This window comes from Lysinibacillus sp. FSL K6-0102 (assembly GCF_038003545.1).
Taxonomy (GTDB): Bacteria; Bacillota; Bacilli; order Bacillales_A; family Planococcaceae; genus Lysinibacillus; species Lysinibacillus capsici.
In genome coordinates, this window is record NZ_JBBOPH010000001.1 from 3,368,328 (window position 1) to 3,389,640 (window position 21,313).

The following is a 21,313-nucleotide window of genomic DNA, read 5'->3' on the forward strand; positions in this document are numbered from 1 at the left end:
TAATTGATGCTTATACTTCCACTTTTTGTCCTCTGGATTCCACTACAGATTCCTCACTCTGTGCCGCTAAAGCAGCTTTTTGCTCATTCTGCCTTGCCATACGGTTCGCCATCGAGATAAATGGCAGATAAATACAAACAGCGATGATAATTAAGACCATACTCAAAACAGCACCACGCCAAGATTGAGTTGCTAAAAAACCATTAATAATCGGCGGTGTTGTCCAAGGCGGTGAAACGGTAGCGGCTGGCACCCAGCCCCATTTCGTTGCAAAGAATGCAATTGTTACGTTTATCATTGGTGTCAAAATGAACGGAACAAATAAAACCGGATTTAATACAATTGGTAACCCAAAAAGTAATGGCTCATTGATATTGAAAATCCCAGGTGCTGCGGATAATTTCCCAACTGTATTATATTGCTTATTCTTTCTCGCAAATATGAAAATCGCAATAATAAGTGCTATTGTTGTACCAGAGCCTCCCATATTAATAAAAGCATCAAAGAATGGTTTATTGACAATGTAAGGCGCAACTTTACCAGCAGAGATTGCTGCAACATTTTCATTAATAGCTGGTAAATTAATCGTTTGCATGAATGGTTCGATGATATTTGCTCCATGTACGCCAAGTGTCCATAAAAATGTAGGTATAAATGCCAAAATTAAAGCAGCAAGCCATGTATTTGTTAGACCCATAAATGGCTCTTGAATCGCAGAGTAGAAGGACCCGACAATATCTGGTATATCAAAACCTGCTGAAATAATTGTACGTACTAAAGCAAATATTCCAATCGTAATAATGGCAGGAAGTAACGCAGCAAATGATTTGGAAACAGCTGGTGGTACACCAGTTGGCATTTTAATTAGTAGTTTAGGATTGCCAGACAATCTACAAAACAATTCTGTAGAAAGTAGTGCCACAATCAGAGCAATAAATATACCACCCGTGCCTGTTGTTAAGCCGGTTAATCCGCCTTCCCCGAAAGTCCCAAACGTCATGTAGCTTGATAGACTAATTACTCCAGCAGACAGACCATCTTTTTGATAACTTTTAGCAAGATGATAAGCAACAGTAAAGGCAAGTAGCAGTGAAATGATATTAAATGTAGCACTCCAAATATTACCGCCAAATTGAGTCCATGTCTCGTGTTTCCAAATGGCATCGAGTGTATTTTGATAAAATTTAATAGGCAAATTGTTAATAAGTACAGCCAAAGATCCCACAATCGTTAAAGGCATAATCGTAATAAATCCGTCACGAATGGCAACTAAATGACGCTGATTCCCAACCCTAGCAGCAACCGGTACAAACTTTTCTTCTAAAAAACGGAACACTCACATACACTCCCTTTGCTTTTTATTGATAACATCAAAATTTGATGTTACTCCCCTTGAATTCGTTCATATAGCTCAATCATTTCCTGTGCTAAATCTCGAAAAGTAATAGCATTCATTAAATGATCCTGGGCATGAATTAATAACATCGAAACCTCTACCTTTTCTCCCCTTGCTTCTTGAGACAGTAACCCCGTTTGAGCATGATGCGCTTCAATTAATGACTCATTCGCTAATTTGATTTTTTCTTTTGCTGCCTCAATTTGCCCCTTTTTTGCTAGCTGAATAGCTTCCATACACTCACTTTTCGTATTTCCACTATGCACAATCAGTCCCATAATGGATGCCATTAATGCTGTATCTTCCATTCCCCATTGCCCCTTCTTTTATCCAATTAGTTGTAGAGCCTGTTTCAGGACATTTTCACCGTTCATCATGCCGTAATCCGCCATATTGATCACATCGATTGGAAAGCCTTTATCCTTATATTTTGTTTCAAATGAACCTTTCAAATAACGAACCTGTGGGCCTAATAAAAGAACATCAGCCTTCTTTGTCGCTAAGATCTTTTCCACCTCTCCTTCAGCAATGGCGTAAATATCGGCTTCAATATTTTGCTCTTGCGCCGCTTTTTGCATCTTCGACACTAATAAACTAGTACTCATACCTGCTACACACACTAACATGATGTTTTTCATTCGATACACTCCTTTTATTTTCTTCGATTGTGTAATCGCTTACTTATTTTGAGAATAGCACCTATTGGTATATACCACAATATAAATTTTACATTAAATTTATTTATATCAAGTTATTTACAAAATTGGGCTATATCAATTTTGTCGTGAAATTAATGATTATAATCAACTGGTATAGTCCAGAAAAAAAGCCAAAAATTTTTAAATTTTCTTATTATTCAATACCTAGAAATACTCATAAAATGCTGGCTTTTCAGTAGGGATTGCCCATTCCCACTGTTCGATCACCTTCTCTACCGTAGGTTGATTAGCATAGACAACTGTTTCTTTGACAGAAAGATAACCTGCCATCATCGCAGAAAAAAGATTAATTGGTAGTGTTAACATATGCTTATCAGAAACTGAACTTGTCTCAATTATTGCGACCTGACCATTTTTATTTATTTGATAAATATGCTCATTCCAGAGACAAAATGGATCTTCAATACGAATCGTTAATGTTTCTTGAATATCCTTCCACGGATACTGCTGCATAAATGCATAAACATCTACTACTCTAATCATCACATCCTGTATGACTTCCCTTTTGAATTGTGGCTCCTTGAAATAAAAGCCAAAAGGATAATGATTACTAGTAACTCCCGTTATGCTACTGACACTTGCTGCATGAGATGTCATATAACGCCACATAGCTTGTTCAGCTAAGAGATTTGCTACAACAAAGTCTTGGATAGTAAATGCCCCATCTCGAATCGTATAACGAATATAGCCTTCTATGTTACTGCCTTGAAAATAGGCAGCAAAGTGACTATCTGGACTCCTTCTTTCAAGTCTTTTCCACCATCCTTCATCCCTTACCATGCCACCATTTCGAATGATTGCCTGTGCATTATGAAAATCCTTAATCATCTGAAAGAGCGCAGGATCTAACCACTCAAAGCTCATCCTTTTCATGACGTCTACTTGTTTCCCTAAAGAGGGAAACATAGTTTGAGGGATTGTATAATGGAGCTTCTCAAAAAATAATTCCCAACCAAAATAACGATAGAAGGACACAGAAAATGGCGCTAATACTGAAATCGTTTGTCCATTGTCTCTCATTTTTTGCAGCGCTTCTGTCATAAGCCTTTTGATAATACCCTGTTGTCGATACTCAGGATACGTTGCAACAAAGCCGATGCCTCCCATTTTAAATGAAACTCCATGCACTGTAATATTTAGCGGTAATATTAATAGCTGCCCAACAATTTTTTTGTCATCATAAGCACCTAAGGTCGTGCTTTGCTCAATCCAATAATGAAAATCCTCTCGACGAGCCCCTGAGTACTTATTTGGAAAGCAATAGTCTCTCAATCGATGAATCTGCCCATAATCATTAGGCGAGATGATGTGAATGTCCATTTAACCACCCCTAAAATTCCTAATATTCAGATAATTAGTCATAAGATTCTTTTACAGTGGCATAATCATAACCACTGCAAGAATCTTTTATCCCTCTTGCCATTCTTCTCCTATTGCTTTAGACGACATGACTTCAGTAATAGTTTGAAATAATGTTGCTACATCTGGTCCATCCGCTGAAATTTCCACTACACTTCCTGGTTTAACACCTAATGACATCACGCCCATAATAGACTTTAAATTAACGGATTTTTCTTCGTATGTTAATTTAATATCACTTTGAAATGGTGTCACTGCAGTTACGAGTAATGCAGCCGGTCTGGCATGGATACCTTCAGTAGATGTAATTTTATACATTTTCTTCATTTACATACCTCCACTCTTTCACGTGAAATTAATCCGATGTTGATATTTGGCAATCATTTTCTCATTATGTGACCAATCCGAATCAACATTATTGCTGACAAAAATCGGTAACTCTATTGAGGACTTTGCTAGTGTTTCTATGATTTCACTGAACAAAGCATTTAATAGTAATGAACCAATAACAGTAGATGCTGGCGCATACTGTATGTCATGTATAGTTAGTACACCATCACCAATCGGTATATGGGTATTAATTACAAAATCTACCACATCTTCTAGCCGCAGCCCACTGTGATGACGTGTAGTCTGTTCCTTATAGTGGAGCGATTGGAGGGATAGCACAAATATCCCTGAATCCTTTGCTAATAAAGCGGCGTCAATAGGTGCTGCATTTCTCCCTGAGGTTGAAATGACGATGCAAACATCATTTTCACGAAAGTCAAACTGTTCCTTATGCTGTTCAATAATAGTTGAATCTTTCTCATTGATTGAAGAAGCTAATGCTCCAGCATGTAAAGCTAATGGTTCAATAAATATAGGACGGACGGGTACTAAACCACCTGCTCGATAAAATGCCTCCTGTGCCAATAGCTGTGAATGACCACAACCAAATAATTGAATTATCCCACCTTTTTGGAGACGTTGGACAATGATTTGAGCCACATCACTTATATGTGATGCCTCCTTTTCCTTCACAACCTGGATAAGCTTTTCGATTTCAGAAAAATATGCATGCATAAAATCACCTTTTAATTTCACTTATGAATTTATAACGATCAGCTCGATACGTACTGCGCACAAGCTCAAAGGGCTTACCATCTGATAAATAACTTGTACGTTTGATAATTAAAACTGGTGCTGTTTGATTAATTTGTAGAAACTTACTATCCTCTTTCGATACGATGGCTGCCTCCATCTGTTGTACCGCATTCCCAATTTTTTGATGGAACTTTGCTTCGATTAAGGCATAAAGCGAGCCCATTATTTGCTTCTCATCCAACTCCGGATAAATTTTAACTGGGATATATGTTCTTTCGATTGCCATTGGTTGCGCATCTGCATTTCTTATGCGCACTACAAAAAATACTTCTTCGCCAGACTCTATCATCAAATCTCTTGCAATATCCACTGGTGGTATGATTTTCTCAAATCGTAATACCTTACTGCTTGGTTCCATTCCTCTTGCCCGCATATCTTCCGTGAAACTCGTTAAGCCTTTTAACGGTTGCTCTAATTTTGGATTTGCAACATACGTTCCTCTCCCTTTTTCTCGATATAATAGACCACTATTTACTAGATTGGTAATGGATTGACGAACAGTCATTCTACTTACATCAAATTGTGCAGAAAGCTCTCGTTCTGATGGGATAGTCTCACCAATTCTGTATTCTTCTAAATAAATTCGTTGTTTAATAATCTCTTCTATTTGTATATAAATAGGTATATGAGAATTTTTCTCTAACAATTCTTGCACCTTCCTTATCGCCTTTATGATTTCTCCATACAACTTTACCTCGTTAGATCGGTTTTTGTATTTCGCATGATTAAACAAAGCTAAATGATATCCACGATAACAGTGTGAAAAGGACATATTTACTCGTCGCTTGATGTGGTAACTTTCTCACTATCATTGTAGCATCTGAGCTCAATCATTGTACCATTATATTCTCAACTGACTAATCATCGTCTCGTAATTTTGATCCAATTTGCCTTCTTTCAATAGGCTTTTCCCTCATGTGTTTTGTATCAATCACAATTAAAACGCTTTCAAAATCATTTAAATAAAGTGTTTTTCCTCGTAATATCTGCCTAAAGATATAATGTATCTTTTCCTTTAGCGGATATAGCTTCTCAAAAGGTATAGTTGTCTATACCAATTATATGCTGCTTCATCAGAAATAAAAAGTAATTTTTCATATTTTCTAAACATTCACTTAAAACACTCTACTAGTTCTTGTTTAATTTTATGTAAAAAAAGGAGCTATTAATAAGCTCCTCTCAATCCTATGTATAGGACGAATCCCAATTGTGCCGTAATGCCAAGAAACATTCGTTTTGAACCCGCAATTTGCAGGTGGGTGCCCGCTTTGCAACTTTAAACGTCCCGCTTTGTTAGGGGCATGTTTGCGACTACAAAATGAAGGCTCCCGATTCTATAATGTTCGGTCAAAACTGTGAAGTAGAGTTAGCAGTTAGACAAACACATCAGGATTCGTATTACAGTTATCATAACACCACTTTTCTGATAATTCAAACGATTTTCTCTAAAAATCTATAATTTCTTACGAAAACGCAAAAAATACCTAGATTCCCAACAGTATTTGCTAGGTAATCCAGGTATTTTGAATTATACATTATTTTCTAAATGGTTTGATAGCCAGGCTTAGTTCACTTAGTTGCTCAGGAGATACTTCGCTTGGTGCTTCTGTCATCAAGCAGCTTGCACTAGCTGTTTTAGGGAATGCGATTGTATCGCGTAAATTAGTACGACCTGCTAATAGCATAACGAAGCGATCAAGACCAAAGGCAAGACCTGCATGTGGTGGTACGCCGTATTCAAACGCTTCTAATAGGAAGCCAAATTGTGCTTGTGCTTCTTCTTCTGAGAAGCCAAGTAATTCAAACATTTTCTCTTGTAGGTCACGTTCGTAAATACGTAATGAACCACCACCAAGTTCATAGCCGTTTAAAACGATATCATATGCTTGTGCACGTACTGCTGCAGGGTCTGTGTCCATTAAAGCTATATCTTCATCAAACGGGCGTGTGAATGGATGGTGTGCTGCATAGTAGCGTCCATCTTCCTCAGAGTATTCGAATAATGGCCAATCAGTAATCCAAAGGAAAGCAAATTGTGATTCATCGATCAGATTTAAATCTTGTCCTAATTTTGTACGAAGAGCACCTAATGAAGCTGCTACAACATCGGCTTTATCTGCTACAAATACTAGAATATCGCCAACTTCTGCTCCCATACGCTCGATTAAAGCTGCTGCTAATGCCTCGTCAAAGAATTTCGCAATTGGTCCGTTTAAGCCTTCTTCTGTTACCTTTAACCAGGCAAGACCTTTTGCTCCGTAAATCCCAACGAATTTTGTTAACTCGTCCATGTCTTTACGAGAATATTTGTCAGCTGCACCTTTAATATTGATACTTTTCACTTGTTTTCCTTGTGCAACCGTATCAGCAAATACTTTGAAATTACAGCCTTCAAAAATATCATTTAACGCCACAAGCTCTAATCCAAAACGTACATCTGGCTTATCTGAACCATAACGATCCATTGCTTCTTGGTATTTCATGCGCTGGAATGGTGCAGGAATGTCGATTCCTTTTACTTCTTTCATAACCGCTTGAATTAATCGCTCGTTCATTTCTAATACTTCTTCTTGTGTTAAGAAGCTCGTTTCAATGTCCACCTGTGTAAACTCTGGTTGACGGTCAGCACGTAAATCTTCGTCACGGAAGCAACGCGCAATTTGGAAGTACTTTTCAAAACCAGCAACCATTAATAATTGCTTAAATAATTGAGGTGATTGTGGTAAGGCATAAAATTCACCTTCATGTACACGTGAAGGAACTAAATAGTCTCGAGCACCCTCTGGCGTTGATTTTGTTAAAATTGGTGTTTCAACTTCTAAGAATCCTTCATTTTGTAGGAAGTTACGAATTGTACGTGTCACATCAGAACGCATTTTGAAAGTATCGAACATTACGGGACGACGTAAGTCTAGATAACGATATTTTAAACGTAAATCTTCTGATACATCTGTACGATCTTCGATTTGGAATGGCGTTGTTTTTGCCGTATTAATTACGACTAATTTTGTTGCTTCCACTTCAATTTTACCGTTTGGTACATTCGGGTTGATTTGATCCTCTGTACGAAGGATGACTGTGCCTTCCACTTCGATCACATATTCACTACGCACTTTATCCGCTAATGCGTGTGCTTCTGCAACATCTGGACTAAACACAACTTGCGTAATACCTGTACGGTCACGCAAATCAATAAAAATTAAACCACCAAGGTCACGACGACGCTGTACCCAACCTTTTAATACGACTTTTTCGCCTTGTAACGCTTCTGACAGCTCGTTACTAGCATGTGTTCTTGTAGCCATTGTTAAATTCCTCCAAAATATCTTCAATTTATGTAGCATTTCCTAGAAATGCCCTCTGTCTATTTTTAAGCTTTTTGTGTTAAATAGTTCACTAGCTCTGAGAACGCCACTTTGTGCTGCTCCCCAGATTCCATATGTTTTACAGCCGCTGCTTGCTCTTCAAGTTCTGTTTCGCCAAGAACAAGCGTATATTTTGCACCTAGTCGATCCGCTGATTTCATTTGAGCTTTCATTTTACGGTCTAAATAATCCATCTCTGTCGCAAGTCCCTTCGCTCGGAAAGTGCTTGTCAGCTCAACAGCCTTTTGCTTCGCTTCATCGCCCATTGCAATAATGTAAACATCTAGCCCTGAAGCTGTGTCTAATTCAACACCCTCCGCTTCAAGTGCCAGCAACAAACGCTCAATACTTAATGCAAAACCTATACCTGGTACATCTGGACCGCCAATTTCTTGCACTAATCCATTGTAGCGTCCACCACCACATAATGTTGTAATAGCACCAAAGCCTGATGCTGTGGACATAATTTCAAAGGTTGTGTGATTATAATAATCAAGTCCTCGTACAAGATTTGGATCGACCTCATATGAAATACCCAATGTATCTAAGTACGATTTCACTTGATCGAAATAAGCAGCTGACTCTTCTGTTAAGAAATCAGTTAACGCTGGAGCCGTTTGCATTAATGGATGCTCACGATCTACCTTACAATCTAAAATTCGCAATGGATTCTTTTGTAAACGATTTTGACAGTCTGAGCAAAATTCATGAATATGTGGCTCAAAATGCTGTAATAAAGCAGTACGATGTGTATCACGTGTTTCTTTATCGCCAAGAGAATTAATCACTAATTTTAAATCCTTTAAACCCGCTGATTCGTAGACGTCCATAGCAAGAGCAATGACTTCTGCATCAATCGCAGGATCTGCTGAACCAATTGCTTCTACCCCAAACTGTACAAATTGACGATAACGACCAGCCTGTTGGCGCTCATAGCGGAACATTGGTCCTAAATAAGAAAGCTTAACTGGCTGATCAGGAGCACCAAACATTTTATGCTCCACATAGGCACGTACGACACCAGCCGTATTTTCTGGACGTAGTGTTAATGAACGCCCTCCACGATCTTCAAATGTATACATTTCCTTTTGTACAACATCAGTTGTTTCCCCAACACCACGTGCAAATAGATCCGTTTGCTCGAAAATTGGTGTGCGAATTTCGTTATAGCGATAAACACGACAAATATCACGAATAATCGCTTCAACTTTTTGCCATTTTTCAGATTGACCTGGCAAAATATCTTGTGTCCCTCGTGGCACTTTAAAACTCATGTAATTCCCTCCTATATTGATTGCTTATGATAGAGCAGCTGTAGTCCCACTTTGAGCGAATGCATGCTTTGGTTGAGCAAATTTTTGTCCGGTTGGAGCGGGTTACAGCCTTGATGAGCGCTTTTCATACTAATTAGAGCGCCTTCCCCTCTTTTCTGAGCAAAAACAACAATCCCTCTTAAAAAACTCATTACTTTTTGAACAACAAAAAAGCCCTCGTCCCTTGCAATAGCAAGGGACGAGAGCTGTATAAGCTTCCGCGGTTCCACCCTAGTTGACACAAATGATTACATGTGTCCTCCTCTTAATCGGATAACGGCCGATTCCGTTTTTTCCTACTAGGCACTGCTTTTCAGAAAAAAGCCTCTCAAGTGTTATTCACGTGATACATTTTTGTAGGAAAGATTGCAGCCTAAGTCTTTCCCTCTCTTTTCCAATAGTGGTATACGCTACTTGCTTGGTCATAAGCGATTAATCATTTTTCGATTACCCTTTATGTTAGTCACTAGCTAAAGCAATGTCAACTATTTTTGTATTTTTCATCAGTCTATGTTGAAAATAACTAATTCTGTTACCATTTTACCACGAATTTTATGATAAAAGCATGGTAAAATAGCACAAGGAATAGGAGGAATCTGATGAGGACAAAAATTTTACATAGTATAATCATCTTCGTACTAATGGTAACGATGGCGATGCCAAATAAGAACTTTGTTCAAAGAGCTTCCGCTGACACCAGTGATCTAAAAGTCGCTGGAACGATTCTTCATTTGCGAGAGGGTCCTGGATTGTCTTATCCCATTATTACGACTTTAGAAGAAGGTGACCCTTTAACCTCAATCGGTCGAGAAGGTGATTGGTACCAAGTCAAAGCAGGCAATTACGAAGGATGGGTTGCCTCTTGGCTGACAGCACCTACTAATGCTAAACAAGTGATCGACAAAACCGTCATTTCACAAGTTGACCGTTTAAATATTCGAACAGAACCAGATATCTCTTCAGCTGTTCTTGGTCAACTTTCAACTGGTAACCAAGCAAACCTCGTTGAAGAAAATGGAGAATGGGCAAAAATCGATTGGAATGGACTAACAGGATGGGTGTCGAAGGATTATGTCACGATCAACGATAACCCTAAAAAAGAAACAGAACCCAAAGAAGATGCTGTAGAAGTAACCACTACAACCACGGCACCCGCTAACAAAGATACAACCTTCACCATTTTAGTGGACACCCTTAATGTTCGTAAGAAGCCAGATTTGAATGCTAAAAAAATCGGCACAGCAACAAAAGGACAAGCCTTTAAAGTCCTCGCACATGAGCATAATTGGGTACAAATTCAGTACAATGATAAAAAAGTAGGTTGGGTCTATAGTTTTTACGGTACATTCTCTAATAAAGTAAAAAGTACCTCAAAAACATCAACTTCCAAAGAGTTAGAGTCTGTTACGATTATTTATAATGGGACAAACCTACGAACGGATGCCTCAACAGCAGCAGAAGTGGTTGAACGTGTAGATGCTGGTGTAAATTACCCGATAGTAGGCGTTAAAAATGATTTTTATGAAATACAAATAGACGACGAAAAAACAGCTTTTGTCGCGAACTGGGTGGTCACAACAAGTTCCAATAAAGCGACAAGTCCACAGAAAGAAAAGGAAGAGCCTCGCAAAAAAGGTACTTTAACTGGATTAACAATCGTTGTTGATGCTGGTCACGGTGGAAATGATCATGGCACAACTGGTCAACGAGGTACAGAGGAAAAGGGCATTACGTTAAAAACGGCTACTTTGCTTGCTTCCAAGTTAAGTGCTGCTGGCGCAAACGTTGTCATGACGAGAGAATCGGATGAATATGTGGCATTGCGTAAGCGTGTATCGATTGCCCATCAATATGAGGCAGATGCCTTTATTAGCCTTCATTATGATGCGACAGATGATAGCTCCATTAACGGCTTCACATCCTATTATATGAATAGCAATCAAAAAGGGCTTGCTGAAGCAATTCATGATGGTCTTTCCAGTAAACTAGATTTAAGAGACCGTGGTACACAACAAGGGAATTATTTAGTTTTACGAGAGAATCGTCAAAAGGCCGTCCTTATTGAGTTAGGCTTTTTAAGTAATTCCAGTGAGGAGCGCGTCATTACAACAGCTAAATTCCGTGAACAAGCGACTCTTGGTATTTATCAGGGAATTCTCAACTACTTTAATGAACAAGAAGAATAAGCAAAAAAAGCTGCGGATGATGATAACATCCACAGCTTTTTTATATTTAAGATATTCCTAATGCTACCGCAGCAATTAGCGCCAGACAGGCAATCAATGCCCACCCAAGAATCATCTTCCAGATAAACTTAATCCACTTTTCATATGGGATACCTGCAACAGCTAAATACGCCATTAATGCAGACGAAGTAGGAATAATAGAGTTCGTTAAGGAATCCCCATATTGGAAGGCTAAAACAGCCACTTGTCGCTCTAATCCTAGTAAATCAGTGATTGGAATCATAATCGGCATTGTTGCAGCTGCCTGTCCACTACCAGATGAAATAAATAAATTCAAAAGAGCTTGGATAAATAACATGCCGATTGCACTGATAGCATGTGGCAAATGTCCAATTGTTTCTGATGCTGCATAAACGATTGTATCAATAATTTTCCCCTGCTCTAAAACAACTGTAATAGCACGGGCAAAACCTACAATTAAAGCACCAAATGTTACTGCCTTGGCTCCCTCAATAAAGGAATCAAAGATAGTAGCAGGTTTTAAACCACCAATTAATCCTGCAATTAACCCCATAATTAAAAAGGATGCAGTTAGCTGCGTTAAGAACCAGCCCCAGTTAAAGACACCATAAATATTAAAGCCAATCCCACAAGCCATGACAATAAATACGAATTTATGCTTGCCTGTTAATGCAGGGATGTCAATCGCTGAAACATTGGATTTAGCTTTTTGCTCAATATCGTAAATAACGCTTGCTTGAGGATTCTTTTTCACCTTAAAAGCATAGCGAGATACATAGAAAATAGCAAAACCTAATACAAAAACATAGACAACAGCACGGAAGCCAATCCCTGAGAATAATGGCACATCCGCTAATGATTGTGCTACACCTACCGTAAAGGGATTAAGCATTCCTCCAAAAAATCCACTGGCGGCACCAAGTGTAATCATGGCTGTTCCTGTTACAGCATCAAAGCCCATCGCGCGTGCAATGGCCACACCAATTGGTACGAAAATAATAGTTTCTTCCGCCATCCCCATTGTAAAACCACCAACAGAGAATAAAATCATCGATAAAGGAATCAGTAATTTCTCTCTGCCCTCTAAAGCTTTTACTCCTTTATAAACACCAGCCTCAATAGCACCTGTAGAACGAATAATACCAAATACACCACTGACTAAAAAAATGTAGAAAATAATTTGAGCCCCTTTTTCGAGACCCATTGGAACCGCTGTAAACATTTCAAAAAAGGAAACTGGCTCACTCTCAATATGATGATAGCTTCCATCTACAACGAGCATTCGCCCTTCTTCATCCTCTACACGTTCAAACTCACCCGCTGGTATAATATAGCTTGCAATACCTGCTAAAAAAATAATAGCAAAAATAATCGTATATGTATGAGGTACTTTCAACCAGCTTTTCTTCTTGACCCCCTGTTCATTTTCCATTAAATCACGCTCCTTTTTCTGATTTAGACATTAGCAGTATATTGTCGCTATTTGTCGCTAATTGAAAATAAATATACATGAGTTTAAATTTATTGTAAAGTATTAATTTTCTATTATTTCTGAAAGCACACGCTATCTTTCCTAATTAAACCTCTTGTTCCTCTTCTATAAACATGGAAAATTTTATACACATACTCAAATAATAATGGGCATTTTCAACATTATTTTTTGTTTTCCAAAATAATAATTTCATCGTATATGACGAATTGTTTTTATTAAGGCAGGAGCAATATGCAGCGGTGTTAGAAATGATAAAGTTTGTATGGATTGTCCTTAAATGCTTTTTATTCATGAACTTCATAAAGATCCCCTTATTACTGGGATGAAAGACATCAAAGGTTGTAAGTAGAATGGAAATCGTAGGTTAACTATCCATGAGGAATCAAATGGACTTTCTTACATATCGTTTATATTTTTTTAAAAAAATAATATTCAAAGAGTAGAAACTGTTTTAATAGTTTTTATCTCTTCGAAATAAATTTGCTATTTAGGTATTTTTATTTGCCCTAAACAAATAAAAAAACCTTCTATCATTTATTATGATTTGAAGGTTCATATTTTCTCATTTTTTTGTAGTTTCCAATGTAACCCATACAATTTCCTCCATCCGAATGAAGAAAGGCGTACGATTTTTCTCAAGAACCATATGGTCAGGTAGTATGGATAATAAAATACCTTGTTGAATATTTTTTTCTGTTTGCACAACTACTGCCTGACCAATCATCATGTTAAGAGTTTCGTATAAATATGGATTTGTTATACTTCTCGTCTGCGTCATGTTTAAGACACTCCTTCCTATAAAACTAACCATACTCTTTAGTATATGAAGGAATTATAGGAAATGTTCCATTATTTTGACTCTAGAAGAATTGTGACTGGACCATCATTAATTAGTGCTACATCCATCATGGCACCAAAAATACCTGTTTCCACATGTAAGCCCTGCTCGCGTAAAGCTTGATTAAAAGCCTCCCACAGTGGCTCAGCTGCTTCTGGTCTAGCTGCATTGATAAAACTTGGACGATTCCCTTTTTTTGCATCCCCATACAATGTAAATTGTGAGACGGATAAAATAGCGCCCCCATGCTCTAAGATCGAATGATTCATTTTTCCATCTGCATCTTCCCAGAGACGTAAATTGGCTACTTTTTTTGCTAAATAGGCAACATCCTCTTGTGTGTCTTCATGTGTGATTCCCACTAAAAGAACATAGCCGTGATCAATGGCTCCTGTAACAGTTCCGTCCACTGTTACAGAGGCAGCTTTACTGCGCTGTAATACTACTTTCATGTACTAAACCCCAATTCTATATTGCCTATCAATTAGTTAATGACACGTTGCACCGAATAAATATCAGGTGTTTGTTTAATTCGCTCAACTACTTTATGCAAATGTGAAATATTCGAAATAGAAATTGTTAAATGAATTGTTGCCATTTTATCACGGTCAGCACGACCACTTACTGCTAAAATATTCGTTTTCGTTTCACTAACAATTTGCATGATTTCATTTAAAATGCCAGGTCTATCAAAAGCTGAAACCTCAATATCAACAGGGTATTCCTTTTTCTCAGGAATGACACCATGCTCCCATTCTACTTCAATTAAGCGCTCCTGCTCATCCTCAATTTGAATATTTGGACAGTCCTCACGATGGACAGAAACACCTCTACCCTTCGTAATAAAACCTACAATATCATCACCAGGAACGGGCGTACAGCAGCGAGAAAGTCGAATGAGCATATTATCAATACCCTTTACAATAACACCCGATTCCGTACGTTTTTGTGGAATTGGATTTTTCATTTTTTGTTCAATTTTCTCTAGTGCTTCTTCCTGCTCACGTTCTTTACGACGTTTTTCAGCTAAACGATTTACGACCTGTTGCGCAGTAATCCCATTCACACCAACTGCAGCATACAAATCTTCTTCATTCGTATAGTTAAATTTGTCGCATACCCGTTTTAGGTTTTCGGAGGACATCGTTTCCTTTAAATCGAAATCCTGAGCACGGATTTCTTTTTCAATCATTTCTTTACCTTTGACAATATTTTCTTCACGCAGGTGTCGTTTAAAGAATTGCTTTATCTTATTCTTCGCCTGCGAGGATTGAGCTATTTTTAGCCAATCGCGACTCGGACCAAAGGATTGTTTAGAAGTTAAAATTTCAATGATATCGCCCGTTTTTAATGGTGTATCAAGCGGTACCATCTTCCCATTGATTTTCGCTCCAATCGTACGATTTCCCACTTCGGAATGAACACGGTAGGCAAAATCAATAGGAACAGAACCTGCTGGCAATTCAATGACATCACCTTCAGGTGTAAAGACATAAACCATATCAGAAAATAAATCAAATTTTAAGGATTCCATAAATTCTTCTGCGTTGGAAGATTCATTTTGAAATTCTAAAATTTCACGGAACCACGTTAATTTTTGGTCAACATTCTGCTTTTGATGATCAACGTTTTTGCCTTCTTTATATGCCCAGTGCGCCGCAATCCCGTACTCTGCAATTTTGTGCATTTCCTTTGTACGAATCTGTACCTCCAACGGATCACCATATGGTCCAATAACAGTCGTGTGTAGGGACTGGTACAGGTTTTGTTTTGGCATAGCAATATAGTCTTTAAAGCGTCCTGGCATTGGTTTCCAAAGTGTATGCACAATCCCTAATACGGCATAGCAATCTTTAATACTATCGACAAGAACACGAATGGCTAATAAATCATAAATTTCATTAAACTGTTTCTTTTGTAACACCATTTTTCGATAGATACTGTAAATATGTTTTGGTCGACCATAGACATCTGCGTCAATTTCAACCTCATTCAGTTGTGATTTCATCTCAGCCATCACATTTTCTAAATAAGCTTCACGTTCATCACGTTTTTTCTTCATCAGACTGACAATACGATAATATTGTTGTGGGTTTAAATAGCGCAGTGCTGTGTCTTCAAGCTCCCATTTTACAGTCGAAATTCCAAGACGATGAGCAAGTGGTGCAAAAATCTCGAGCGTCTCTTTTGAAATGCGTCGTTGCTTTTCAGCAGGTAAATGCTTTAACGTACGCATATTATGAAGACGGTCTGCTAGCTTAATGAGGATGACACGAATATCTTGCGCCATAGCCACAAACATTTTCCGATGATTTTCTGCCTGCTGCGCCTCTTTAGATAAATATTTAATTTTCCCTAGTTTGGTAACACCATCAACAAGAACGGCCACCTCTTCGCCAAATTCACGTACCAAATCATCCCGTGTAAAATCCGTATCTTCGACAACATCATGTAAAAAACCTGCCGCTACAGTTTCTGGGTCCATTTGTAATTCAGCTAGAATACCTGCTACTTGTACTGGGTGAATAATATACGGTTCACCAGAGCTACGGAATTGCTCAATATGGGCATCCCTTGCTAATTCATATGCTTTTTTCACGAATGCGACATTTTCATCATTCATGTAGGATTTGACTAACTCAAAAACGTCCTCAGGAGTCAAAATTTGCTCTTTCGCCATAACATGTCCACCTTGCTCGTCAAATTTTTCAGATTAGATATAAACTTAATTGTATAAAATATTGTGGTCTATTGTAAAGAGACTGTATCATTTAGTTTAGTTAATCTCGTGAACAGTTCGAAAAATGGAAAAAATATTCTTCTTTTTAATAAAAAAGACCCTCTGCGACTTCACGTCACAAAGAGTCCTTGTTTCGACAAATTGATTAATGTAATTGATTGTAAGCTACAGCAATTTTCGCGCCGACTACTGCATTGTTTTTCACTAATGCAATGTTGGCATCAAGACTTTTACCTTCTGTTAATTCTTTAACTTTGCCAAGTAAGAATGGTGTAACATTTTTACCTTGAATGCCATTCTCTTCAGCTTCAACTAAAGCTTTTTCAATAATGTTTGTAATAAATGCATGCTCTAATGCTTCAGACTCAGGAATTGGATTTGCGATGACAGCGCCACCTTTTAAGCCTAATTGCCATTTCGCAGATAGCATTGCTGCAATTTCTTCTGGCGTATCTAATTGGAAGTTTACATCAAATCCACTTTGACGTGTGTAGAATGCTGGTAATTCATTCGTACCATAACCAACCACTGGCACACCTTTTGTTTCAAGATATTCTAATGTAAGACCGATGTCTAAAATAGATTTTGCACCCGCACAGATAACGGCAACATTTGTTTGTGCTAATTCTTCTAAATCAGCAGAGACATCCATTGTTGTTTCCGCACCACGGTGTACACCACCAATACCACCTGTAACAAAGATTTCAATACCTGCAAGCTCTGCACAGATCATTGTCGCTGCAACTGTTGTAGCACCTAATTTTTTCGTTGCTAGTAAGTAGCCTAAGTCACGACGTGAAGCTTTTGCAACACCTTGAGCATTACCGAACATTTCTAGTTCTTCATCTGATAGACCAATTTTAATTTTCCCATCAATTAATGCAATTGTTGCTGGGACTGCACCATTATCGCGAATAATTTGCTCAACTTCACGCGCAGTTTGCACGTTTTGTGGGTATGGCATACCGTGTGAAATAATTGTTGATTCTAACGCAACGATTGGTAGACCTTTTGCTTGTCCTGCTTTTACTTCTTCTGATAATACGATGAATTCTTTCATGTTGTTATTCCTCCATTTCATTTTTCAACAAATCTACTGATAATTCAGGTCTTACTGTATAAGGAGATGCCAATGTATTTTTTGCATTGGTTAATCCAGCATCAATACATGTCTCAAAAGATTGTCCAGTCAGCCAACTGTGAATAACAGCGCTGACAAAGGCATCTCCTGCTCCTGTCACATCTTCAATTTTGTCAATCACTTTAGCGGCAACATGACAAGGGGCAATCGTTGTAGATGCTGCATAAACGCCCTTGCTACCAGCCGTGATAATGACATGCTCCGCACCTAATTGTAGGAGCTGTTGTAAAGCTTTTTCATAATGGGTAGCGTTTTCAATTTTATGTCCAACAATCGTTTCCGCTTCATCTGTGTTACAAATAAACCAAGTTACGCCTTGTAATGTTTCAGGTAGTCGATTCATTTTTGGCGAAGATACTGGCACAATGACAAGTGGAATATCACGAGCAAGGGCTACTTGCTGGATATACGCCACTGTTTCTTTTGGACAGTTTAAATCCAAAATAAAACAGCCCGCGTTTACAAGCATTGTTTCATGTTTTTTCAACAAGCTCGGTAACAGAAGGTCGTAAACTTCCATATTTGCTACAGCTAGTGCTAGCTCACCTTGTTCATCCATGATGGCAGTATAAGAACCTGTGGAAGCCTCTGCAAGCTGCTCTACATAACGTAGATTCATAAAGGATTCCGAAGCCTCTTGGATCACTTGCCAATCAGCATCCTTACCTGCCGTTGTCAGTAACGTCACTTGGTGGTTTAATCTGCCTAAGTTTTCAGCAATATTTCGACCAACACCACCTACACTAAAGGAAGAACTGGCAGGGTTAGATGTTCCAAATTGAACATTGCCCTTGACATGGAATTTGCGGTCTAAATTAGCTCCACCGATGCAAATAATTTCATTTTCTTCGGGTAATATATAAGCACGACCTACAATTTTTCCTTGCTTCGTTAAACTAGACACTAAATTAGCAAGCACAGGACGCGACAGATTCATTACATCTGCCATTTCTTGCTGAGACATAAACGGATTCTGGCGAATTAAAGCAAGCACCGCCTGTTCTCTTTCATTCATAGCATCACCTTTTATTATATTTGTTTATATTATAAACTTTTGTTTGTGTTATGTCAAAAGATTCTTTATTAAAAAAGTTGAACCTCATCTTACTGAGGTTCAACTTTTTTTGTTTATGCTTGCTGAGGTGTTTGTTTTTTAACAATGATGACGAATAAACTGGCCATTGCACAAAACATTCCTGCAAGGAAAAAAGCCCATGTATAAGAGTTAAAAAATTTATAAATTAACCCTCCACCATACGCAGCAACCGCCGCTCCTGCTTGATGTGAAGCAAATATCCACCCATAGATAATACTGCTTTTTTGCATACCAAAAATTTGTCGTGTAATACTGATGGTCGGTGGCACTGTAGCAATCCAATCTAGTCCGTAAAAGATCGTGAAAATCGTTAATAAAACAAATGATCCTTGTGCAAGTGCATAAGGGAGCAATAATAGAGATGCGCCTCTTAACAGGTAATACCAAAACAATAACCACCGATTATCGAAGCGATCAGATAACCAGCCAGACGCAGTTGTACCTAATAAATTAAAAATGCCCATAAAAGAAAGGAATGATGCGGCAGTGACTAAAGGAACGCCAAAGCTAATACAATAAGAAACAAAATGAGTACCAATTAATCCGCTTGTCGATAGCCCACAAATAAAAAAGCTACCTGCTAAGAGCCAAAATGCTTTAACCTTAATCGCCTCAAATAAACCTTTAAAAGCCATAGCTATTGGATTCTTCTTTTGCTGTATTTGTTGTTCCTCTATAGCCTCCTCTTGTCCATAAGGAGTTAACCCCATATCCTGAGGTCTATTTTTTATAAAAAGCGCAATCATGAAAAACATTATGATACTAAGGAGTAGCATTAATGTGATAGCCCATCGCCAAGAATAGTGTTCAATAATGATAGCTAGAACTGGTAATAAAATTAACTGGCCCGTGGCTGTACTTGCCGTTAAAATACCAACCGCTAATCCTCTGCGTTTTACAAACCAATGATTCGCAACATATGGACTAAGGACAGTTAAAAAAAGACTTGCTCCAAGACCAATAATGCCCCCCCAAATAACGATTAGCTGCCAGGATTCACTCATCAAAAATGTTAAAGTCATTCCTAATACTAAAGTTGCCATAGCACCTAGCATCATTTTCTTTAAGCCAATGACTTCAAGTAATGCAGCCATAAATGGTCCAGATATGCCATATAAAAACAAACTTACAGCAAAGGCTAAAGCAATGGTTGAACGATCCCAGTGAAATTCTTTTTCAAGAGGGTCGATAAACACGCCAGATGATGACATTGTAATTCCTGCGACAATTATCGAGAAAAATGTGACGATTAAAATAAACCAACTATAATGAACACGCTTCACCTCAACACCTTCTTTTCTTTGATAGACTACAAAACATGTATATACATGTTTAAGTCCGCTTATTTCATTTATATGTATATACATGTATAATCATAGTAATCGTTCATAAAGCTGTCAAGAAGTAATTTCTAGTTATTGGGTGTATACTTATAATTAGTAGAATCCCCTTAAAGGAGTACTGTCGATGAAGAATCAACTTAAAAATATTGATTATACACAAATTTGTGTTTGTGCAAACCTTAGAAAAAAAACAAGGGTTGTCACACAATTATATGATAAGCTGCTACAGCCTACAGGTTTAAAAGTTACACAATATTCAATGCTTGCACATATCGACCTTCAACAAGCTGTCTCAATCAGCCGTTTAGGTGAAATTTTACAACTGGATCAAACCACTATAACACGTAATATTAATCTATTAAAGCAACATGGCTATGTTGAGTTAAAGCGAGATATCAATGATGCTCGTACCAAAAAAATAACGCTCACTGAAAAAGGTTTAGAAAAGCTGCATGAAGCAGCACCTATTTGGCAAGGCATTCAAGATAGAATTATCGAGGATATTGGAACCGAAAAATACGCAGATTTCTACGATACCTTGCGAACAATGCAAAAAATTATTCAAGCCTATGACGAAGTATAAAAAAAGCGCCCACAGTATAGGGCGCTTTTTGCCATGCTCTTAATATTGAATAAGTGTTTTAATATTTAAATCGCCAAGCTTTTCGCGACCATTTAATTCTAGAAGTTCAATCAGGAATGCACAGCCTACTACCTGACCACCTAATTGTTCTACTAAACGAACCGTTGCTTCAACTGTACCACCAGTCGCTAGTAAATCGTCACAGATTAAAACTTTTTGACCAGGCTTAATTGCATCATGATGCATTGTTAACGTATCTTTACCATATTCAAGACCGTAGTCTGCACTAATTACCTCACGTGGTAATTTACCAGGTTTACGAACAGGGGCAAAGCCGATTTCAAGTGCATAGGCAACTGGACAACCGATAATAAAACCACGTGCCTCAGGGCCAACAATAATTTCAGCGCCCACTTCTTTTGCATATTCTACGATTTGGTCTGTTGCATATTTGTATGCAGGACCATTATCCATAATTGTTGTAATATCTCTGAAGGTAATGCCCTCTTTCGGCCAATTTTCAACCGTTGTAACGTATTGCTTTAAATCCATGTTATTGCTCCTCCTACGAAACG

General features: G+C 38.0%; 19 protein-coding genes, 1 other RNA gene and 1 other annotated feature. Of the genes, 2 read left to right on the forward strand and 18 right to left on the reverse strand.

Going from position 1 to position 21,313, the window contains the following annotated elements; all coding sequences use genetic code 11:
* Window positions 1–10 precede the first annotated feature (10 nt).
* From NYE73_RS17160 to hisS, 10 genes are all read right to left on the reverse strand, one after another.
* Window positions 11–1,336, reverse strand: coding sequence for a PTS sugar transporter subunit IIC (locus NYE73_RS17160; RefSeq protein ID WP_048392124.1), 1,326 nt, complete (start codon window positions 1,334–1,336; stop codon window positions 11–13).
* A gap of 47 nt (window positions 1,337–1,383) precedes the next feature.
* Complete coding sequence (locus NYE73_RS17165) at window positions 1,384–1,704, reverse strand: PTS lactose/cellobiose transporter subunit IIA (protein ID WP_004226783.1); 321 nt, start codon at window positions 1,702–1,704, stop codon at window positions 1,384–1,386.
* An 18-nt stretch (window positions 1,705–1,722) separates the two neighbouring features.
* A complete protein-coding gene (locus NYE73_RS17170) occupies window positions 1,723–2,034 on the reverse strand; it encodes a PTS sugar transporter subunit IIB (protein ID WP_103118482.1) in 312 nt (103 codons plus the stop codon).
* Window positions 2,035–2,259: 225 nt separating this feature from the next.
* Complete coding sequence (locus NYE73_RS17175; RefSeq protein ID WP_259948216.1) at window positions 2,260–3,435, reverse strand: GNAT family N-acetyltransferase; 1,176 nt, start codon at window positions 3,433–3,435, stop codon at window positions 2,260–2,262.
* Window positions 3,436–3,522: 87 nt separating this feature from the next.
* Window positions 3,523–3,801, reverse strand: coding sequence for an HPr family phosphocarrier protein (locus NYE73_RS17180; protein WP_259948218.1), 279 nt, complete (start codon window positions 3,799–3,801; stop codon window positions 3,523–3,525).
* Window positions 3,802–3,819: 18 nt separating this feature from the next.
* Window positions 3,820–4,539 (reverse strand): sugar isomerase domain-containing protein, encoded by a 720-nt coding sequence (locus NYE73_RS17185; protein WP_103118484.1) that lies wholly within the window; start codon window positions 4,537–4,539, stop codon window positions 3,820–3,822.
* A 4-nt stretch (window positions 4,540–4,543) separates the two neighbouring features.
* On the reverse strand, window positions 4,544–5,266 hold the full coding sequence (locus NYE73_RS17190) for a GntR family transcriptional regulator (protein ID WP_004226770.1): 723 nt from the start codon (window positions 5,264–5,266) through the stop codon (window positions 4,544–4,546).
* A 550-nt stretch (window positions 5,267–5,816) separates the two neighbouring features.
* A non-coding RNA gene (gene ssrS / locus NYE73_RS17195) (6S RNA) lies at window positions 5,817–6,016 on the reverse strand.
* Window positions 6,017–6,155: 139 nt separating this feature from the next.
* On the reverse strand, window positions 6,156–7,925 hold the full coding sequence (aspS, locus tag NYE73_RS17200) for an aspartate--tRNA ligase (RefSeq protein WP_054550048.1): 1,770 nt from the start codon (window positions 7,923–7,925) through the stop codon (window positions 6,156–6,158).
* 65 nt (window positions 7,926–7,990) lie between these two features.
* Window positions 7,991–9,259: a histidine--tRNA ligase gene (gene hisS, locus NYE73_RS17205; RefSeq protein ID WP_016991629.1), complete on the reverse strand. Its 1,269-nt coding sequence runs from the start codon at window positions 9,257–9,259 to the stop codon at window positions 7,991–7,993.
* A gap of 231 nt (window positions 9,260–9,490) precedes the next feature.
* Window positions 9,491–9,733 (reverse strand) — a binding site (T-box leader).
* 164 nt (window positions 9,734–9,897) lie between these two features.
* On the opposite strand from hisS, the gene NYE73_RS17210 reads away from it, so the two are divergent.
* Window positions 9,898–11,484, forward strand: coding sequence for an SH3 domain-containing protein (locus NYE73_RS17210; RefSeq protein WP_048392119.1), 1,587 nt, complete (start codon window positions 9,898–9,900; stop codon window positions 11,482–11,484).
* 46 nt (window positions 11,485–11,530) lie between these two features.
* On the opposite strand, the gene NYE73_RS17215 is transcribed toward NYE73_RS17210, so the two are convergent.
* The 7 genes from NYE73_RS17215 to NYE73_RS17245 form a co-directional block, all read right to left on the reverse strand.
* Complete coding sequence (locus NYE73_RS17215) at window positions 11,531–12,937, reverse strand: YfcC family protein (RefSeq protein ID WP_259948225.1); 1,407 nt, start codon at window positions 12,935–12,937, stop codon at window positions 11,531–11,533.
* Between the two features lie 622 nt (window positions 12,938–13,559).
* Window positions 13,560–13,775: a DUF2642 domain-containing protein gene (locus NYE73_RS17220; protein ID WP_048392116.1), complete on the reverse strand. Its 216-nt coding sequence runs from the start codon at window positions 13,773–13,775 to the stop codon at window positions 13,560–13,562.
* A gap of 71 nt (window positions 13,776–13,846) precedes the next feature.
* Entirely contained in the window at window positions 13,847–14,287 is a 441-nt protein-coding gene (gene dtd, locus NYE73_RS17225) for a D-aminoacyl-tRNA deacylase (protein WP_048392115.1), read from the reverse strand.
* Between the two features lie 32 nt (window positions 14,288–14,319).
* A complete protein-coding gene (locus NYE73_RS17230; RefSeq protein WP_048392114.1) occupies window positions 14,320–16,515 on the reverse strand; it encodes a RelA/SpoT family protein in 2,196 nt (731 codons plus the stop codon).
* 205 nt (window positions 16,516–16,720) lie between these two features.
* Window positions 16,721–17,635, reverse strand: coding sequence for a pseudouridine-5'-phosphate glycosidase (locus tag NYE73_RS17235; protein WP_048392113.1), 915 nt, complete (start codon window positions 17,633–17,635; stop codon window positions 16,721–16,723).
* A gap of 4 nt (window positions 17,636–17,639) precedes the next feature.
* Complete coding sequence (locus NYE73_RS17240) at window positions 17,640–18,731, reverse strand: carbohydrate kinase (protein WP_048392112.1); 1,092 nt, start codon at window positions 18,729–18,731, stop codon at window positions 17,640–17,642.
* Between the two features lie 113 nt (window positions 18,732–18,844).
* Window positions 18,845–20,095, reverse strand: a complete 1,251-nt coding sequence (locus NYE73_RS17245) for an MFS transporter (RefSeq protein WP_048392111.1) — start codon at window positions 20,093–20,095, stop codon at window positions 18,845–18,847.
* 184 nt (window positions 20,096–20,279) lie between these two features.
* On the opposite strand from NYE73_RS17245, the gene NYE73_RS17250 reads away from it, so the two are divergent.
* A complete protein-coding gene (locus NYE73_RS17250) occupies window positions 20,280–20,738 on the forward strand; it encodes a MarR family winged helix-turn-helix transcriptional regulator (protein WP_048392110.1) in 459 nt (152 codons plus the stop codon).
* Window positions 20,739–20,777: 39 nt separating this feature from the next.
* Here NYE73_RS17250 and NYE73_RS17255 read toward each other — a convergent pair whose 3' ends face one another.
* Complete coding sequence (locus tag NYE73_RS17255; protein WP_004226730.1) at window positions 20,778–21,290, reverse strand: adenine phosphoribosyltransferase; 513 nt, start codon at window positions 21,288–21,290, stop codon at window positions 20,778–20,780.
* Between the last annotated feature and the right edge of the window lie 23 nt (window positions 21,291–21,313).

Coding starts and splice junctions, on each gene's coding strand:
- NYE73_RS17165 (WP_004226783.1), bottom strand. CDS start 1,704: ATGGAAGATACAGCATTAATGGCATCCATTATGGGACTGATTGTGCAT.
- NYE73_RS17170 (WP_103118482.1), bottom strand. CDS start 2,034: ATGAAAAACATCATGTTAGTGTGTGTAGCAGGTATGAGTACTAGTTTA.
- NYE73_RS17175 (WP_259948216.1), bottom strand. CDS start 3,435: ATGGACATTCACATCATCTCGCCTAATGATTATGGGCAGATTCATCGA.
- NYE73_RS17180 (WP_259948218.1), bottom strand. CDS start 3,801: ATGAAGAAAATGTATAAAATTACATCTACTGAAGGTATCCATGCCAGA.
- NYE73_RS17185 (WP_103118484.1), bottom strand. CDS start 4,539: ATGCATGCATATTTTTCTGAAATCGAAAAGCTTATCCAGGTTGTGAAG.
- aspS (WP_054550048.1), bottom strand. CDS start 7,925: ATGGCTACAAGAACACATGCTAGTAACGAGCTGTCAGAAGCGTTACAA.
- hisS (WP_016991629.1), bottom strand. CDS start 9,259: ATGAGTTTTAAAGTGCCACGAGGGACACAAGATATTTTGCCAGGTCAA.
- NYE73_RS17210 (WP_048392119.1), top strand. CDS start 9,898: ATGAGGACAAAAATTTTACATAGTATAATCATCTTCGTACTAATGGTA.
- NYE73_RS17215 (WP_259948225.1), bottom strand. CDS start 12,937: ATGGAAAATGAACAGGGGGTCAAGAAGAAAAGCTGGTTGAAAGTACCT.
- NYE73_RS17220 (WP_048392116.1), bottom strand. CDS start 13,775: ATGACGCAGACGAGAAGTATAACAAATCCATATTTATACGAAACTCTT.
- dtd (WP_048392115.1), bottom strand. CDS start 14,287: ATGAAAGTAGTATTACAGCGCAGTAAAGCTGCCTCTGTAACAGTGGAC.
- NYE73_RS17230 (WP_048392114.1), bottom strand. CDS start 16,515: ATGGCGAAAGAGCAAATTTTGACTCCTGAGGACGTTTTTGAGTTAGTC.
- NYE73_RS17235 (WP_048392113.1), bottom strand. CDS start 17,635: ATGAAAGAATTCATCGTATTATCAGAAGAAGTAAAAGCAGGACAAGCA.
- NYE73_RS17240 (WP_048392112.1), bottom strand. CDS start 18,731: ATGAATGAAAGAGAACAGGCGGTGCTTGCTTTAATTCGCCAGAATCCG.
- NYE73_RS17250 (WP_048392110.1), top strand. CDS start 20,280: ATGAAGAATCAACTTAAAAATATTGATTATACACAAATTTGTGTTTGT.
- NYE73_RS17255 (WP_004226730.1), bottom strand. CDS start 21,290: ATGGATTTAAAGCAATACGTTACAACGGTTGAAAATTGGCCGAAAGAG.